Raw genomic sequence first — 17097 nt, forward strand, 5'->3', positions numbered from 1 at the left:
TGCGTTCTAGAAAGCAAGTGTCGCCGCGACGGCGCGTTTCCAAGCCGCGTATTTTCTGTCGCGATCCGCACTCGCCATGGTCGGAGTGAATTGATGTTCAAGCGCCCAGGTGCGGGCAAATTCTGCCTGTCCGGGATAAACACCGGCGCGCTGTCCGGCCAACCAGGCTGCACCCATTGCCGTGGTTTCCAGCACTGCGGGGCGGTCGACTGCGGCTCCGATGATATCGGCCAGGAACTGCATCGTGAAATCCGAGGCGCTCATCCCGCCATCGACGCGCAGGGTCGCGGTCTCGGCGTCGCCCATGTCAGCCTGCATCGCCTCAAGCAAATCGCGGGTTTGGAAGCCGATGCTTTCCAGCGCCGCACGGGCAAATTCGGCGGGTCCGGAATTGCGGGTCAGGCCAAACACTGCGCCCCGACACTCGGCGTTCCAGTAAGGCGCACCAAGGCCGGTAAAGGCGGGAACCAGCACAAGCGATTGCGCCGGATCGGCGGCTTCGGCCAGTGGCTGGGTCTCGGGCGCGCTGGTAATGATTTGCAACCCATCGCGCAGCCATTGCACCACCGCCCCGGCGATAAAGATAGACCCTTCCAGCGCATAGGTCGGTTTGCCGTCAAGCTGATAGGCGATGGTGGTCAGCAGCCGGTTCTGGCTGACGACCGGCGCATCACCGGTATTGAGCAGCGCAAAACACCCGGTGCCATAGGTCGATTTCAGCATGCCCGGTTCGAAACACGCCTGCCCCACGGTCGCGGCCTGTTGATCGCCTGCGACACCAAGGATCGGGATCGGCGCCCCAAAGGTCTTGGTCACGCCGAAATCTGCGGCGCAATCCAGCACTTCGGGCAACAGCGCCATCGGGATGTCCAGCATCTTGCACATGGTGGCCGACCAGCGCCCCTTGCGGATGTCGTAAAGCATTGTGCGTGCGGCATTTGTGGCGTCGGTCACATGGCGCTGGCCGTCAGTCAGGTTCCATATCAGCCAGCTGTCCACTGTGCCAAAAGCAAGCTCTCCGGCCTCGGCTTGCGCGCGCGCGCCGTCAACATTGTCCAGCAGCCAGCGCACTTTGGTGGCACTGAAATAGGGGTCCAGCAACAATCCGGTTCTGTCGCGCACAGTTGCTTCATGACCCTGTTCTTTCAGCGATTGGCACAGGTCTGATGTGCGGCGGTCCTGCCAGACAATCGCATTGTGGATCGGCTTGCCGGTGGCGCGGTCCCAGATCAGGGTGGTTTCACGCTGGTTGGTAATTCCCAAGGCGGTGATGTCAGCGGCGCTTAGCCCGCCCTTGTCCAGTGCTGCACGACAGGTTGACAGGGTGGTGGACCACAGGTCGCCGGCATCGTGTTCGACCCAACCGGATGCCGGAAAATGTTGTGGAAATTCCTCTTGGGCGCTGGCGACAATTTTCATGTCTGCATCGAAAACAAGCGCGCGACTGGACGTTGTGCCCTGGTCGATAGCGAGGATATGGGTCATGGCGCGTCTCCTCGTCTGGATGATAGCCAAGTGAAACTTCTTGAAATTCAAAGGGTGGTCGGGGCCTTCTGGCCCCGACCGGGAACGATCAGTTCCAGGACGCAATCAGCTCGTCATAGCTGACCGTCTTGGGCTCTTCGTCTTCGTTGGCAAGTTTGGCCTTGGGCGAACCCGGCTGGCTCAGCCAGTATTCCGGATCCTGTTCTTCGTTCATCTTCGGACCAATATCGCCCTGGATGCCGGCGCGTTCAAGACGCTCCAGAACCCGTTCCTGGTCAGCACACAGACTGTCCAGAGCTTCCTGCGGAGTTTTCGCACCGGACATAGCGTCGCCGATATTCTGCCACCACAGTTGCGCGAGCTTCGGATAATCCGGAACGTTGGTGCCGGTCGGCGACCATGCAACACGGGCCGGCGAACGATAGAACTCGATCAGACCGCCAAGTTTGTCGGCACGCTCGGTGAAGCTGTCGTGCTGGATCGTCGACTCGCGGATGAAGGTCAGGCCGACGTGGCTTTTCTTCACGTCCACGGTCTTGGAGGTCACGAACTGGGCATAGAGCCAGGCCGCCTTGGCACGATCCACCGGGGTGGATTTCATCAGCGTCCAGGACCCCACGTCCTGATAGCCGACCTTCTGGCCGTCTTTCCAGTAAACGCCATGCGGGCTGGGCGCCATGCGCCATTTCGGCGTGCCGTCCTCGTTCATCACCGGCAGGCCGGGCTCGACCGAGGCGGCGGTAAACGCGGTGTACCAGAACATCTGCTGGGCGACATTGCCCTGCGCCGGGATCGGGCCGGCCTCGGAGAAGGTCATGCCCGCGGCGGCCGGGGGTGAGTACTTGTTCAGCCATTCAATGGCCTTGGTCACGGCATAGACCGCCGCGGGCGCATTGGTGGCCCCGCCACGTGCCACGCAAGAGCCGGTGGGCTGCGAATTCTCGTTCACCCGGATACCCCATTCGTCGACCGGAAGGCCGTTGGGTTCACCCACGTCGCCCATGCCGGCCATCGACATCCACGCGTCGGTGTAGCGCCAGCCCAGGCTGGGGTCTTTCTTGCCGTAGTCCATGTTGCCATAGACTTCGCTATCGACACCCAAGTGGCTCAGGTCACGCCCTGTGAAGAACTCGGCAATGTCCTCATAGGCCGACCAGTTGACCGGAACGCCCAGATCGTAGCCGAATTGTTCCTTGAAATCGGCCTTGTTCTTTTCGTCGTTGAACCAGTCGTAGCGGAACCAGTAGAGGTTGGCGAATTGCTGGGTGGGCAATTGGTACAGCTTGCCATCGGGCGCGGTACCGAACTGCGTGCCGATGAAATCGTCGATGTCGAGACCGGGGTTGGTCACATCCGCGCCCTCGCCCGCCATCCAGTCGGTCAGGTTGCGCGCCTGCTGGTAGCGCCAGTGGGTGCCGATGAAATCGGTATCGTTGACATAGGCGTCATAGATATTCTCGCCCGACTGCATCTGCGTCTGGATCTTTTCGACAACATCGCCTTCGCCGATCAGGTCATGTGTGACCTTGATGCCGGTGATCGCGGTGAACGCGGATGCCAGCACCTTGGATTCGTATTCGTGAACGGTCAGCGTTTCCGAGACCACCTTGATCTCCATGCCGGCCATCGGTGCGGCCGCATCTACGAACCACTGCATCTCGGCTTCTTGCGCGGCACGATCAAGCGACGAAAGATCGCCGATTTCAGCATCGAGAAAGGCCTGCGCCTCCTCCATGCCCGCAAAAGCGGTACTTCCCAGCAAGGTCAAGGCCATTGCCAGGGATGTGGTTGATTTCAACGTCAAGTTCATGTGGATCCTCCCAATTGTAGGAACTTGGTTGCGACGAAGGCGGCGCCCGTTTCGGTTTCTCAGGCCGTGTCGGGCGTCGCCGGTTTGCCATTTGCTACACCCAGCGGAAGACCGCCGCGGCGTAGATCAGGCAGACGATCAGTGCAAAAGGTTGGTTTGCGCCGATCAATCCAAGCCAGGCCAAATTGATAAAGGCCGAGCCGAGAAGGGTAATGAAGAGGCGGTCGCCTCTGGTGGTTTCGATCCGCAAAACGCCAACGCGCGGCGTTTCGGGGAACCTGATTGCCAGCACCGTGAACGTGATCAGCAGACTCGCGATGACCATGAAGAAAATTGCGGTCGGCCATGTCCATGCCATCCATTCCATAATACAGCCCTCCTTGATTCAGGCTTACACGCGACCCAGGGCAAAGCCCTTGGCGATGTAGTTGCGGACAAAATAGATCACCAGCGCACCGGGCACGATGGTCAGCACCCCGGCAGCCGCCAGCACGCCCCAGTCGATACCCGCGGCACCCTGCGTCCGTGTCATGATTGCGGAAATCGGCTTGGCATCCACCGTGGTCAGGGTGCGGCTGAGCAGCAGTTCGACCCACGAGAACATGAAGCAGAAAAACGCGGCCACCCCGATCCCACTGGCAATCAGCGGCGTGAAGATTTTCACGAAGAACCTGCCGAAGCTGTAGCCGTCGATATAGGCCGTCTCGTCGATCTCTTTCGGCACGCCACGCATGAACCCTTCCAGGATCCACACCGCCAGCGGCACGTTGAAAAGCGTATGCGCCAGTGCGACCGCGATGTGCGTGTCGAACAACCCGACCGAGCTGTAGAGCTGGAAGAACGGCAAGGCAAAGACCGCGGGCGGCGCCATCCGGTTGGTCAGCAGCCAGAAGAACAGATGCTTGTCACCCATGAAGTGGTAACGGCTGAACGCATAGGCCGCCGGCAGCGCCACCGCCAAGCTGATCACGGTGTTGATGGTCACATAGATGATCGAGTTGACATACCCCATATACCAGGCCGGATCGGTCAATATCGTCCGGTAGTTCGACAGAGTCAGATCCTTGGGAAACAGGGTGAACTGGTTCAGGATCTCGGTGTTGGTCTTCAGGCTCATGTTCAACAGCCAATAGATCGGCAGCAGCAGGAAAACGAGATAAAGGGTCATTACAACTGTGCGGCTGTTGATCCAGCTCAGGCCGAAACCGCCTTTTGATTTGGTCGCTGTCATATCGGTCATTGTTCAGCCCTCCTGTTTGTCGAGGTTTGTCATCACGGTGTAGAACACCCAGCTGACAAGAAGGATCACAAGGAAATACATGATCGAGAATGCCGCCGCCGGTCCAAGATCAAACTGTCCCAGCGCCATCTTGACAAGGTCAATCGACAACATCGTCGTGGCATTTCCGGGGCCACCGCCGGTGACGACGAAAGGCTCGGTATAGATCATGAAACTGTCCATGAAACGCAGCAGAATGGCGATCATCAGCACGCCCATCATCTTGGGCAACTCAATGAAGCGGAAGACTTTCCAACGCGACGCCTGGTCGATCTTGGCGGCCTGATAATATGCATCGGGGATCGACTTCAGCCCGGCAAAAGCCAACAGCGCCACCAGCGAGGTCCAATGCCAGACATCCATCACGATAATCGTGATCCAGGCGGCGACGGTGTCTTGCGTGTAGTTATAGGAAATCCCAAGCGCGTCCAGCGTATAGCCCAGAAGGCCGATATCGACGCGACCGAAAATCTGCCAGATGGTGCCGACCACGTTCCACGGGATCAACAGGGGAAGCGACATCAGCACCAGACAGAAGCTGGACCAGAAGCCGCCCTTGGGCATGTTCAGCGCCACGAAGATCCCCAGCGGAATCTCGATCGCCAGAATGATCGCCGAGAACATCGCCTGCCGTGCAAGCGCATCCCACATCCGATCCGATTCCAGCATTTCCGAGAACCACTCAAGCCCCGCCCAGAAGAACTGGTTGTTGCCGAACGTGTCCTGCACCGAATAATTCACCACCGTCATCAGTGGAACCACCGCCGAAAAGGCGACCAGCACCAGCACGGGCAACACAAGGAACCACGCCTTTTGATTGACTGTTTTCTGCATCAGACGGCCCCTCCCACGGGTTCGTTTTGTGCACCAGACGGCGCGACGCGCCAGTCATTCGCATAGACGTTGACACGACCGGCATCGAAGGTGATGCGGTTCATATCCGCGCCGATCTCTTCGCCTTCATTGGCAATGATATTGATGTCACGACCGAAAAATTCGGCGCGAACGATCTTGTGACGACCCACATCCTCGACCCGGTTCAGCTTGACCGGAAGGCCGCCTTCGGACACCAGTCTTGTGTATTCCGGGCGCACGCCGATCTCGACCTTGCCGCTTTGCGGCGCGTATCCGGCACCAAGCGGGATCTCGACCCCGTCGATCACCGCCGTGTCGCCCCGGACCGACGCTTCCAGCAGGTTCATTCCGGGCGAGCCGATGAAGAAGCCAACGAAGGTGTGCGCGGGCCGCTCGAACAATTCCTCGGGTGTGCCGATCTGCACAACCCGGCCATCATACATCACCACCACCTTGTCCGCGAAGGTCAAGGCTTCGGTCTGGTCGTGGGTGACATAGATCATCGTGTGACCAAATTCGTGGTGCAGTGATTTCAACTGCGTGCGCAATTCCCACTTCATATGCGGGTCGATCACCGTCAGCGGTTCATCAAACAACAGCGCGTTCACGTCCTCGCGCACCATGCCCCGGCCAAGGCTGATCTTCTGCTTGGCATCGGCGGTCAGGCCGCGCGCCTTGCGATCCAGCTCGGCCTCCATGCCGATCATCTTGCCGATCTGCTGAACCCGCTGGGCGACATAACTGGCATCCGCGCCTCGGTTCTTCAGCGGAAACGCCAGATTTTCGCGCACCGTCATGGTGTCATAGACCACCGGGAACTGGAACACCTGGGCGATGTTTCGCTCTGCGGTGGGCGCATAGGTGACATCGCGGTCATTGAACAGGATGCGGCCCTGACTGGGATGCAACAGGCCCGAGATGATGTTCAGCAACGTGGACTTGCCACAACCGGATGACCCCAGCAAGGCATAAGCCTCGCCATCCACCCAGTCATGGTTCAGCTCTTTCAACGCGAAGTCATCTTCGCTGGTCGGGTTGGGCAGATAGGAATGCGCCAGATTATCAAGGGTGATCTTTGCCATGGGTCAGGTCTCCTCAGGCGGCCATTGCGTAGGACGCGGGCGCAACCAGTTTGCCGCTTTCATCGAACACATAGACATGAGCCGGGTCGAGATAGACGCTTAGATCGGCACCCAGTTTCAGGTCATGCACGCCATGGATCAAACCGACCCAGCGCTCTCCGTGGTGATCAAGGTGAATAAACGTCTCTGATCCCGTCAGCTCGGTCACAACAAGCCGCGTTGCGAATTGCAATGCGTCAGAAGAATGACTTTGGATTTCCAGATGGTTCGGGCGGAATCCGGCGGTGTATTTGCCGTCGTCAAGATCGGCCAGGCTTCCGCTCGCGGTTGCTGACTGGCCTTCGCCGAACATAAGCTTGTCGCCTGCCTTTGTGACCGGCAGAAAATTCATCGGCGGATCGCTGAACACGCGGGCTGTGGTTGCATCCACCGGCTTGCGATAGACGGTTGGCGTCGGCCCGAACTGCGTCACCCGACCTTCCCACAACGTCGCGGTATTGCCACCCAACAAAAGCGCCTCTTCCGGTTCCGTGGTGGCATAGACAAAAATGCTGCCCGCCTCTTCGAAAATCTTGGGAATTTCGATGCGCATTTCCTCGCGCAGCTTGTAATCCAGGTTGGCCAGAGGTTCGTCCAGCAAAACAAGCCCCGCGTCCTTGACCAACGCCCGCGCCAGCGCGCAGCGCTGTTGCTGGCCGCCCGACAATTCCAGAGGTTTGCGGTCAAGCAGCGGCGTCAATTGCATCATGTCAGCGGACTTTTTCACGGCGGCGTCAATCTCGCTCGTGCTCTTGCCCAGAAGTCGCAAGGGCGAGGCGATGTTGTCGTAAACCGTCATCGAGGGGTAATTGATGAACTGCTGGTAAACCATGGCGACCTTGCGATCCTGCACCCGCATACCGGTCACATCCTCGCCATTCCAAAGAATGCGACCGTCGTTGGGCACATCCAGTCCAGCCATCAGACGCATCAAGCTGGTCTTGCCCGACAGCGTCGGCCCAAGCAGCACATTCATCGTGCCGCTCTGTAACTCCAGGTCAGTGGGATGGATGTGCACCTGCCCATCCATTCGTTTGGTGACGCCGTCTAGCATCAATGTCATTTTCGTCCTCCGCTAACGCAAAGCCCCCTATCCGGTGGCCCGCGCCTCCCCATTCGTGTCGGCTTTGGCCATCCAGTCGTCCAAGGCCAGTATTTGTTCGGCGGTCATCCGCAGACCCAACTTGCTGCGCCGCCAGACCACATCCCCGGCCTGTCGGGCGAATTCCCTGGTCATCAGCCAGCGCAGCTCTGCTTCGGTCAGCGTGGCGCCAAAGTCGTGACCCAAATCCGAAACCGATCGCGCCGTTTTCAAAATCTTCCAGGCATCAGTCCCATATGCGCGGATCATGCGTTCGGCCCAAAAGGTGTCAAGAAAGCCGTATTCCCGCTGCAACCGGGCCACCAGATCCGGCTTCTCACTCACTTTGAAATCACCGCCCGCCAGCGTCACACCCGCCGTCCATTGGCCCGGCAATTCCGGAAAAAACCGACCGATCCTATCCATCGCCGATTCCGCAAGACGGCGATAGGTGGTGATCTTTCCGCCAAACACATTGAGCAGCGGCGCACCACCTTCCGTATCCACCTTCAGCGTATAGTCACGCGTTGCTGCGGTGGCCGAACTTGCCCCGTCGTCGTAAAGCGGGCGCACACCGGAATAGGTCCAGACGATATCATCGCGGCTGATATCCCGCTTGAAATACTGATTGGCGAACGCGATCAGATAATCCTGTTCAGCCTCGGTGCAGACCGGTTCGATCGACGGGTCCTCATGATCCTGATCGGTGGTGCCGATCAGCGTGAAATCCTGTTCATAGGGAATGGCGAAGATAATCCGCCCGTCCGTGCCCTGGAAAAAATAGCATTTGTCGTGATCGTAAAGCCGCCGGGTCACAATATGGCTGCCGCGCACCAGCCTTACGCCATCTTGCGCTTTGCTGCGCACAGCGTTCTTGATGATATCACCCACCCAAGGCCCGCCTGCATTGACAAGCATACGCGCATGGAACAGCGATGTCTCACCCGTTGTGCGATTTTCCGTCTCGATCCGCCAATGATCGCCCTCGCGCCTTGCCGAGGTAACTTTGGTGCCAACCATGATCCTGGCGCCGCGCTCTGCCGCGTCGCGGGCGTTCAACGCCACAAGCCGCGCATCATCGACCCAGCAATCTGAATATTCATACGCTTTCACAAAGCGGTCGTCCAATGGCGCACCTTCCGGTCCGGCGCTCAGGTCAACCGTCGTTGTGCCCGGCAGGAGCTTTCGCCCGCCAAGATGGTCATACATGAAAAGACCCAGACGGATCAGCCATGCCGGGCGTCGCCCACGCAGCCAGGGCATGAAGATCTTCAGCAATTTCGAGGTCGGCGTCTCCCCTTCGAACCGCATATCCTTGTGATACGGCAGCACGAAGCGCATTGGCCAACTGATATGCGGCATTGCCTGAAGCAGCGTTTCACGCTCCATCAACGCTTCGCGCACCAGACGAAACTCAAAATATTCCAGATACCGCAACCCGCCATGAAACAGCTTTGTTGATGCCGACGACGTAGCCGACGCCAGATCTTCCATCTCGGCCAAAGCGACGGACATCCCACGTCCAGAGGCATCCCGCGCGATGCCGCACCCATTGATTCCGCCACCGATGATGAAAAGATCGAAGGCATTATCGGTGGCAGCAGCCGGCATGGTTCCCCCCAAGGTTAGCGCTCGATACTGTTTTAGCAGCTCACCTATAAAAAGAAAGTTGTTTGTTTTCGTTTATTTTCGATTTTTGTAGGAATATGAAATTTAAGAACAATTTACTGCATTCAACGGAATGAATTGATCGTTCTGGCTCCGATTTGATCAGAATCGCGGTCTGAAAAGAAAAATTTCACTCGAATCGGGCGGGCTCTTTCAGCGCCTCTGTGCCAAAAGAGCGCAAGGCAATTGCGGCTTCGTTCGTTTTCTTGTAATTTCCTTTGGAAACAGCAGGAAGCGCATGCGCCCGACCATATGTCCCAAGTTTTCCGTCACACAGAAATTCTGACCATCGCGCGCCGCGAGGGGAAAGTGACGGTCGAAGATCTGGCGGAACAGTTCGGTGTGACACTGCAAACAATCCGCCGCGATTTGACCGACCTTGCCGATGCGGGCCGGTTGGAGCGGGTGCATGGCGGCGCCGTCCTGCCCTCCGGGACCACCAATATCGGCTATGAAGAACGGCGCGCCCTGAACGCAGAGGTCAAGCGGAACATCGCGGTGTCCTGTGCTGCACAGATCCCCGATGATGCGTCGGTGTTTTTGAACATCGGCACCAGCACCGAAGCGGTGGCGACGGAGCTTCTGGGCCACAAGAACCTGATGGTCGTGACCAACAACATGAACGTGGCCAATATCCTGGTGGCCAATCCCGACTGCGAGATTGTGGTGGTCGGCGGCACCCTGCGCAGGTCAGATGGCGGGTTGGTCGGCAGCCTGACCACGGCAGCCATCAGTCGGTTCAAATTCGACATCGCGGTGATCGGGTGCTCGGCGATGGACATTGACGGCGACCTGCTGGATTTCGACCTTCAGGAAGTCGGTGTCAGCCAATCCATTATCCGGCAGTCACGTCGGGCCTTTCTGGTTGCCGATGTCTCCAAACTGACCCGGAAGGCCCCGGCGAAGATTGCGTCCCTTTCCGAATTGGATGCCTTTTTCACAGATCAGCCCCTGCCCCCCAGCTTGGCCGAAAAATGCCGCAACTGGGGCGTCAATGTCGTGGTGGCTGGCCGATCATAGGTCGCAGGCCATGGCCTGCTTGCAGCGGTGTATCATCTGAACGCTCCTTGGAATTGCTGCATTTTTCACGCACCCATCCCGTTCAGTTTTTCAGCACTGCCATATTGTCGGCGCGTCAGCCGATCCAGACCGGATCGCTGCCGAGCGGACTGTTGCATTAATCGGATTAGGCTGAGTTGATTTTTGAGGCGGGGCACTCTGTTATGCGGTGGGCTCAAACAGCTCTCTGATGAACTCGATTTCGCCCTTGATGCCTTGTTGTTTGCGATGGATGTGGCCGCGTTTGATGGTCCTGATGGTCTCGATCCCGCTCAGGGCTGCTTTGGCGGCACCCCAAGAGCCGCTGCAGCGCGACATCGTCGCTCTCGATCCGAATGTTTTGCCATTTTCTGTCGATGTGCCTGATGCTGTTGAAATGTGGGTCATATCGGTGATTGATCTCGCGGATGACGCGCCGATAGCCGTGGGCTTTGTCGGTTCAGATCGTGACCGGCCGATGCAGCCGAACGCGTTCAATCACCTTGCGCACGAAGGCCTTGGCAGCTTTAGCGTGCCGCCGACACGGATATAGGTTTCATCCACATGCCAATCGACGCTTGCGCGGCGCAGAGGTTGCTCGGTTCGCTTTGTCAACTCAGGTTCAAACTTCCGAACCCAACGACACCCCGTCGATCGGTCGATCGTGACACCGCGCTCTTCCAGTAGATCTGCGAGATCTAGATTGGACAGCGAATAACGCAGATACCGCCGCTCGGCACATAGAATAATGTCTCGCGCGAAGCGGTCGTGTTTGAATGGCGATTTACGTGGCATGAGCAACCTCAAAAACATGATCGGGGCCAAATGGCATGGTTAATGCAACAGTCCCTGCGCAAGAGTGTTACCCGACATAAACGCAACATGTTCAACGGTTTCGGAGCTGCGCACCGTGACCCCGGATGGGATCTGGGATATCCTGTCATTCGTCGCCAGGTGTGGTTGGAAGGTGGTTCGATCGGTCGAGAGCCGTCCGATCCGCCCCTCACAACACGGCGCTTATTGCCGCAGAGCACCACACAAACCGCCGCGCCTTGCAAGACGTCGCCATGTCCAATAACGCCGCAAATTATCGGACATAACTTACCCAGTGCATGGACGCCGGATAGTCTCACCAATAGTGACTCAAATCGGCGTCCAGTCTCACATACCCTGAATCGGTTTCAGAAATGCGACACAGGCAAACCCTTGAAACCAAACGGAACGCAGTCTCAGAAAATCCAGAAATCCGACACTGAGACTGGACATCCAGCCGGATCAAAGGCCGACCAATCTCAAACACCCTCGATCAGAATATCCAGCGCGCCCTGCCCGGCTGTCCCCACGGGGACATGGCAGTCTGGCGCGCGCCCTACCCGTCCAGTTCCTGAAAGAACGCCTTGACCGCATCCTCCAGCCGATGCCGATCGACGTTGGAAAAGTCGCGCGCAATCCGCATTTCGATCCGCCCTTCCGACGCCGCACAGCGCACGGTGCCGCCTTTGACATCCTGCCGAAAGGTGGTCTTGGCGGCCCCCACTGGCTTTGCCGTCGCGGGCTTTTTCGGCAGCGGCGCCGGCGTCGCATGTTCGCGCAGCACCGCCAGTTCTGCATCCGGGGTCGAAACAAAGGCGGCCGCCAGTGCTGACCTGACTTTTGCAGCCAGCCCCGGTTCGGATACCAGTCGTTTCTCCAATGACAGACCCAGAGCCCGCGGGATTGCTTCGGGGAATTTCAGATGTGACCCGATGGCGTCCAGCAGCACCATGAAATGCTTGATGTAGCTTCGCTTCTGCCGCGACAAAGACCCGAACAGGGCGGTCAGCGCCTCGTCTGAATCTTGCGCCGATGTCTCGGGATCCGCCACATAGCCCCGCGCAAGCTCGGCCATTTCGGCAAAGGAAATATCGCGGCGCACAAGGTTTTCATCGACCATGCGACGATAAAGCAATTCAAGCTCTTCCCCATGCGCGATCAGCCCGGCGGGGATGCGAGCGAAAGCGTCGTCGCCGGTTTCGTCATACAGTTCCTGAAACGCGGTCAGACGGCGGAAGCCCTGGACGAGCTCATAGACCCCCTCGCCCACCTGCTCGATCCGGATCGGGTTCGACAACCCCACGTCACGGATCGAAGCCTTCAACTCATCCAGTTCCTCATCCCGTCCCGGTTTGCGGTCACGGGTCAGTTTGTCGGTTCGGATCGCGGTCAACGGGATCAGATCGGTGATCAGCCCGGCTTTCTTCAGCCGCACATGCTCGTGCGCCAGTCGATCGTTCTCGGCGCGGATGCTTGCCTCAACCGCTTTCCGCTCTTCCAGCGCAGCGGCGTTTTCCGAAATCGCGGATGCCATCGGACCGCGTCGGTGTTCGACCACAGGCTCCGCAGGCGGTGCTGCCGCCGGCGTATCGGTTTCCGGGAAGTCGATGTCAAAAACGCGACGTTTGCTCATGCTCTATCCTCCAGCTTGTCCCAGGCGGTCAGCAGGTTGTCCCTGAACTCTTCATACGCGGTGTCAAACGACCCGCGTGCGCGCCGCCAGGTTTCCCGCGTCATATCGCGGTAATCAATTTCATAGATCGAGCTGAGGAAACGGCCGGATTGTTCGACGGCGCGCGTCATCTCGATCGGGTGGTCTGCCAGTCTTTCCCCAAAAACCTTACCAAAAGCCGTGCGCATCGCACGGTGCAATTCATTCGACGCTTCATAGCGCGTGAGCAGGAATCGCACATCGGCAAACACCTTGGGTAGCGACATTGTCCCCGCGGGGACAGAGTTGGTGAAGCGCGCCAGATCCTCCAGCGCCTCGGACAGCTGACCGATGAAAGATGTGGTGCTGTCATATTCCCAGTAACCGGGGCCGGACGGGATATAGAGAACATCCGCCGCAAACACCGCGTTCATTGATTGGTAACCGATTGCGGGGGGGCAATCGAAGATGATCATGTCATAGGCATCATCCGCCAGATCATCCAGAAAACGTGACACGGCGGCAAAGAACGACCATTCCGGGTTCACATGCCGATACTGGGCAGACGCAAATTCGACAAACGCCGCGTTGGCGCAACTGGGTATGATGTCGATCGTCGGCCAGCAGGTCGGCTTGATGAAATCCGAATTGCGCAGATCGGAAAGGCCCATATCGGTGATCGCGGCGGGCAGGCGGCGTTGGGGCAGGGCGGTGCCGCTTTCGGCCCCAGCAACCGCGCTGTTCATCCGCTGCGTTTCCTGGATCAGGTCGCGCGCCATGACGCCCCAGACGGTGTATTCCTCGGCCACATCCGTCAGACCCATCGAGTGGCTGAGCGTCGCCTGCGGGTCGAAATCCACGCAGAGCACGCGGTAGCCATCAAGGGCTGCGGCATGGGCAAAGTGCAGCGCGACAGTGGACTTGCCCGCGCCGCCCTTGAAGTTCGCGATGGCTGCCCGAATCGCGCGCTTGCCCGTCGGACGCACGGGCATCATGGATTTGCGGTTGATCCGAATACGGCGGCGCAACTCGTTGATCTCGTCCAACGTATACCAGCGCTGCCGCCCGTCACCTTCAACCAGGCCCTGGGGCAGGGAGGGGTCAGCCGCCAAACGCCCACGCAGGGTGGATTGGTTGACCTTGAAGATCAACTCCGCCACCTCCCAGGATGAAAAGCGGCGCAGCGTCTTCTCCATCTCGGGCGAATATGTCTGCTGCCTGATCCATCCCTGCATTTTCAGCGATTGCGCCTGTAGCTGCGCCAAATCTTCGTGGGTAAACATCCTGACTCCTGCTCTTATAGGACGTAAATTATCTGTGCTTTCTGATTTACGCGGAATTTGGGAAAAATGCAAAAGGGAAATCCAAATCAACGGTGAAAGCACCGCCCCAAGGGGACACCATTGTTTTCCAACGGTTTTCTTATTTTCTGCGCCATAGGCAGGCCAATAAAGGGACACAAGATGTTCGATTGGAATAGATTGGGGGACATATATCTCGTATTAAGGGACAGACAGCATGTCCCCCTATACCAATAAACCCTTTTTCTTTTTGATTTGAAAAGGTTTTGGGGCACATATCTGCAAGGGCTTGACAGAATCGCAGCCAAGGACGCTAATCAGAGCAGTGTTGGCAAAAGCGTTGAGTTCAGCGTAGACTGCCTTCAAATGACCGGGCGCCAGATTCGGTATTTGATAACACACCCCGGATATCACCGGGATCGAGGCAACCGCGAAAGCGGGCAGAACAGGCAAGCTGGGGGCAGTATGCAGCAGCTCAGGGCGACCGGTCGCAATGCGGCCGCGTTGAAATACGATCTTCTCACGGCCATGGGCGCCTATGCCCTGGCCGAAGGGAAAGGGCCGCAGCGGTTGGTGTTGCGACTGATGACCTTGGTCACGGCGCGCTACAACTGGGTGCGCAATGAACTGACCGTCGGCCAGCGCGAGATTGCGAGACTTTGGTCCGTTGATGAACGCACGGTGAAACGCGAGATGGCAAAGCTGCGCGCGATGGGCTGGCTGGTCGTCAAGCGACAGGGCGCGCGCGGACGCGTCACCCAATATCAGATGGATATCGAGAAGATCCTGCGGACCACTCAGGGCAGTTGGGCTGCAATAGGGCCTGATTACGAACAGCGCATGACCCGAGACGAGGTCAAGGACGACAATGTTGTGCCACTGCCGGTCGGATCATCGCGCGGTGGTGCGACCGGGGCAGGAGCGGGCGAAACCCCGCCGCCGGATATGACAGACGGAACCGAATGGACGATGGTCCAGACCTTGCTGCACGGCGAGGATCAGACCTTGTTCAACGCATGGTTCCGCGCCCTGTCCCGGCGGGGACGCGAAGGCAGCAAGCTGATCCTGCACGCACCCAGCCGGTTTCATGCCGATTATGTCGATACACATTTCCGCAATCGAATACTCTATGCCTGCCAATCCGTGGACAAATCCGTGGATGAGGTGGTGATCAGGCACTAATCCTGCACAAATGGTCAATCTTGACCGGGTCTAGTCGCCGGTTCTGCGACGATCGACCATGCGCTGCACCATCGGGGCGAAATGCCAGAAATCCGGCGTCTCCATATCATCGCGCTTGCCAGCATCGTCCAGATAACGCACCGCGATGATCTGCTTCAGGTTCGGGTTCTTTTCAAACGCGGCGATCTCTTCATCGCTCATCGGCCCACCTTGCAGCATCAGCGAATGCACCGAGGCTTCGCTGAGCCGGTCGAAATAGGCGGGCTTGGTGGCGCAGAGATAGCGTTTCGCGGCCACGTGATACCGCACGCAATCGGTGATGACGCTGGGAAAGAACCGCTCCAACACTTCGGCGCCGGCGTCTTCGTGGTGACGATCCTCGGTGTCGTCCATCGAGAACGTGCCGAATTCAGAGGTGAAATGGCCGATGTCGTGCAACAGGGCGCCGACGATGACTTCCTCGGGCTGGCCGCTTTGCTCGGCTATGGTCGCACCTTGCAGCATATGTTCGGCCATGGTGACAGGCTCGCCCAGATATTCCTCGCCGCCGCGCCGGTCGAAGATGCCGCCGATGAAATCGACGATATTGGCAGGCGAGAGCGTGTCGATATCGGGTTTCATTCTGCGGCTTCCTTCATGTCGGCGCGGCGCATCGCGGCGTAGGTTGACCGTAAACCGTCCTTGTCGGAATAACAGCCCTGAAGCCAGCGCGTCCCAGCGCCGGAATAGGCTTTGCGGGCGTGCAGAACGCGGGTGTTGTCGACGACGAAGGCTTCGCCGGGTTCCAGACGAAAGGTGACTTCCATGGCGGGATCGTCAATGATTTCGCCCAGGCGGCGATAGGCGGCGTAGTAGATCTGCATCTTGTCAAACGGCACGTCCGTCACCGCCGCCAGCGAGCGGTTGTTGAAGCGCACCGCGATCAGTTCGCCATCCGGGGCAAGCTCGATCATCGGACGTCGGGATTGCAAGCAAACGCCATCGTCCCCCGCATATTCAAACCGGGCGCAATAGGACGATAATGCGGTGAAATAGTCAGGGTATTCGTCGCGCAGACGTAAGGCAGCAGCAAATCCGTCCACCACCATGTTTTCCCCACCGGCCGCCGAGCTTTCCAGGCAATAGAGCACCTGAACCGACGGCACCGGGTCACGGTAAGGGTTGTCGGTATGCGCCTGAAGCCCAAGCCCGGTGAAGGCCAGGTTGGTCGGGTTCACCTCTGTGCGCACCTCGAACTTGCGGCCGTAATTCGTTTCGCGCACATAGCCAAACAGATCGACCACCTTGAACAGCGCGCCGTCCTCGATCGGGCCGTTTTCCAGCTTGCCGAAACCGTAGCGGTTGACCAGCGCGAGCCAGTCGCCCAGGGCCGCATCATCCTGCGTCATCCTGGCGAAGTCACCAACCGGAACGGACCCCATCAGGCGGGCGTCCCAAGGCTCTATTTCTGCGCTGGTCCAGCCTTTTTGCGCCGGGGCAGGGCGGTCATAGGCGTTGGCCGACAGCCAACCCGCCTCATAGGTAATCGTTTTACCTTCCGGGCTGAAACTCACGGTGATCCGGTCTTCGGACACGGCCACCTTTGTCATTTTCGTATCTGCCGGAATGTCGCGCAGGGCGACAAGCCGTTGGCCGTTGCCGGGCGCGCGGGTGTCTGCGTCCCACGCATTGTCGCGCAGCCACATGGCATGGAAGCGTTGGGGGCCGTCAGGGCCGGTGAGGGTCAGGATCTGTCCTGTCGGATCAAGCTGGGCATCAAACATCGCGCGTCTTTCCTTCGGGTGAATTTCAATGACAGTGTCGCGCGTTTGAT

General features: G+C 58.6%; 14 protein-coding genes and 1 pseudogene. 2 read left to right on the top strand and 13 right to left on the bottom strand.

All coding sequences use genetic code 11. From position 1 onward, the window contains the following. Window positions 1–6 precede the first annotated feature (6 nt). From glpK to glpD, 8 genes are all read right to left on the bottom strand, one after another. Window positions 7–1485: a glycerol kinase GlpK gene (glpK, locus tag AC13C8_RS02200; protein WP_482846283.1), complete on the bottom strand. Its 1479-nt coding sequence runs from the start codon at window positions 1483–1485 to the stop codon at window positions 7–9. A gap of 88 nt (window positions 1486–1573) precedes the next feature. Beyond that, on the bottom strand, window positions 1574–3295 hold the full coding sequence (locus AC13C8_RS02205) for an ABC transporter substrate-binding protein (RefSeq protein ID WP_482846284.1): 1722 nt from the start codon (window positions 3293–3295) through the stop codon (window positions 1574–1576). A gap of 94 nt (window positions 3296–3389) precedes the next feature. Continuing rightward, a complete protein-coding gene (locus AC13C8_RS02210; RefSeq protein WP_482846285.1) occupies window positions 3390–3662 on the bottom strand; it encodes a DUF2160 domain-containing protein in 273 nt (90 codons plus the stop codon). Window positions 3663–3686: 24 nt separating this feature from the next. Next, window positions 3687–4535 carry a carbohydrate ABC transporter permease gene (locus AC13C8_RS02215; RefSeq protein WP_091433528.1) on the bottom strand — a complete coding sequence of 283 codons (849 nt, stop codon included), beginning with the start codon at window positions 4533–4535 and terminating at the stop codon, window positions 3687–3689. Between the two features lie 3 nt (window positions 4536–4538). Then, window positions 4539–5408 carry a carbohydrate ABC transporter permease gene (locus tag AC13C8_RS02220; RefSeq protein ID WP_091433530.1) on the bottom strand — a complete coding sequence of 290 codons (870 nt, stop codon included), beginning with the start codon at window positions 5406–5408 and terminating at the stop codon, window positions 4539–4541. Then, window positions 5408–6511, bottom strand: a complete 1104-nt coding sequence (locus AC13C8_RS02225; protein ID WP_091433533.1) for an ABC transporter ATP-binding protein — start codon at window positions 6509–6511, stop codon at window positions 5408–5410. Before AC13C8_RS02225 ends, AC13C8_RS02220 begins: the two co-directional genes overlap by 1 nt. A gap of 13 nt (window positions 6512–6524) precedes the next feature. Next, entirely contained in the window at window positions 6525–7613 is a 1089-nt protein-coding gene (locus AC13C8_RS02230; RefSeq protein ID WP_091433536.1) for an ABC transporter ATP-binding protein, read from the bottom strand. A gap of 27 nt (window positions 7614–7640) precedes the next feature. Then, window positions 7641–9242: a glycerol-3-phosphate dehydrogenase gene (gene glpD / locus AC13C8_RS02235; RefSeq protein ID WP_091433539.1), complete on the bottom strand. Its 1602-nt coding sequence runs from the start codon at window positions 9240–9242 to the stop codon at window positions 7641–7643. A 309-nt stretch (window positions 9243–9551) separates the two neighbouring features. Between glpD and AC13C8_RS02240 the strand changes: the two genes are divergently transcribed. After that, window positions 9552–10319: a DeoR/GlpR family DNA-binding transcription regulator gene (locus AC13C8_RS02240; protein ID WP_091433540.1), complete on the top strand. Its 768-nt coding sequence runs from the start codon at window positions 9552–9554 to the stop codon at window positions 10317–10319. Window positions 10320–10520: 201 nt separating this feature from the next. On the opposite strand, the pseudogene AC13C8_RS02245 reads toward AC13C8_RS02240, so the two are convergent. From AC13C8_RS02245 to AC13C8_RS02255, 3 genes and pseudogenes are all read right to left on the bottom strand, one after another. Further along, a pseudogene (locus AC13C8_RS02245) lies at window positions 10521–11132 on the bottom strand (DDE-type integrase/transposase/recombinase). A 574-nt stretch (window positions 11133–11706) separates the two neighbouring features. Then, window positions 11707–12783, bottom strand: a complete 1077-nt coding sequence (locus tag AC13C8_RS02250) for a ParB/RepB/Spo0J family partition protein (RefSeq protein WP_482846286.1) — start codon at window positions 12781–12783, stop codon at window positions 11707–11709. Further along, on the bottom strand, window positions 12780–14084 hold the full coding sequence (locus AC13C8_RS02255) for an AAA family ATPase (protein WP_482846287.1): 1305 nt from the start codon (window positions 14082–14084) through the stop codon (window positions 12780–12782). The genes AC13C8_RS02250 and AC13C8_RS02255 overlap by 4 nt, the downstream gene beginning before the upstream one ends. A 483-nt stretch (window positions 14085–14567) precedes the next feature. Between AC13C8_RS02255 and AC13C8_RS02260 the strand changes: the two genes are divergently transcribed. Beyond that, window positions 14568–15284 (top strand): DnaA N-terminal domain-containing protein, encoded by a 717-nt coding sequence (locus AC13C8_RS02260; protein WP_482846288.1) that lies wholly within the window; start codon window positions 14568–14570, stop codon window positions 15282–15284. 30 nt (window positions 15285–15314) lie between these two features. Here AC13C8_RS02260 and tmpB read toward each other — a convergent pair whose 3' ends face one another. Together tmpB and tmpA are read right to left on the bottom strand one after the other, a co-directional pair. Next, entirely contained in the window at window positions 15315–15905 is a 591-nt protein-coding gene (gene tmpB, locus AC13C8_RS02265) for a (R)-1-hydroxy-2-trimethylaminoethylphosphonate oxygenase (RefSeq protein WP_482846289.1), read from the bottom strand. Beyond that, the gene (tmpA, locus tag AC13C8_RS02270; protein ID WP_482846290.1) at window positions 15902–17047 is read right to left on the bottom strand and encodes a 2-trimethylaminoethylphosphonate dioxygenase; all 1146 of its coding nucleotides are present in this window, start codon (window positions 17045–17047) and stop codon (window positions 15902–15904) included. Before tmpA ends, tmpB begins: the two co-directional genes overlap by 4 nt. Window positions 17048–17097: the final 50 nt, after the last annotated feature.

The sequence above is a fragment of the Aliiroseovarius sp. B-4 genome, from assembly GCF_056857795.1.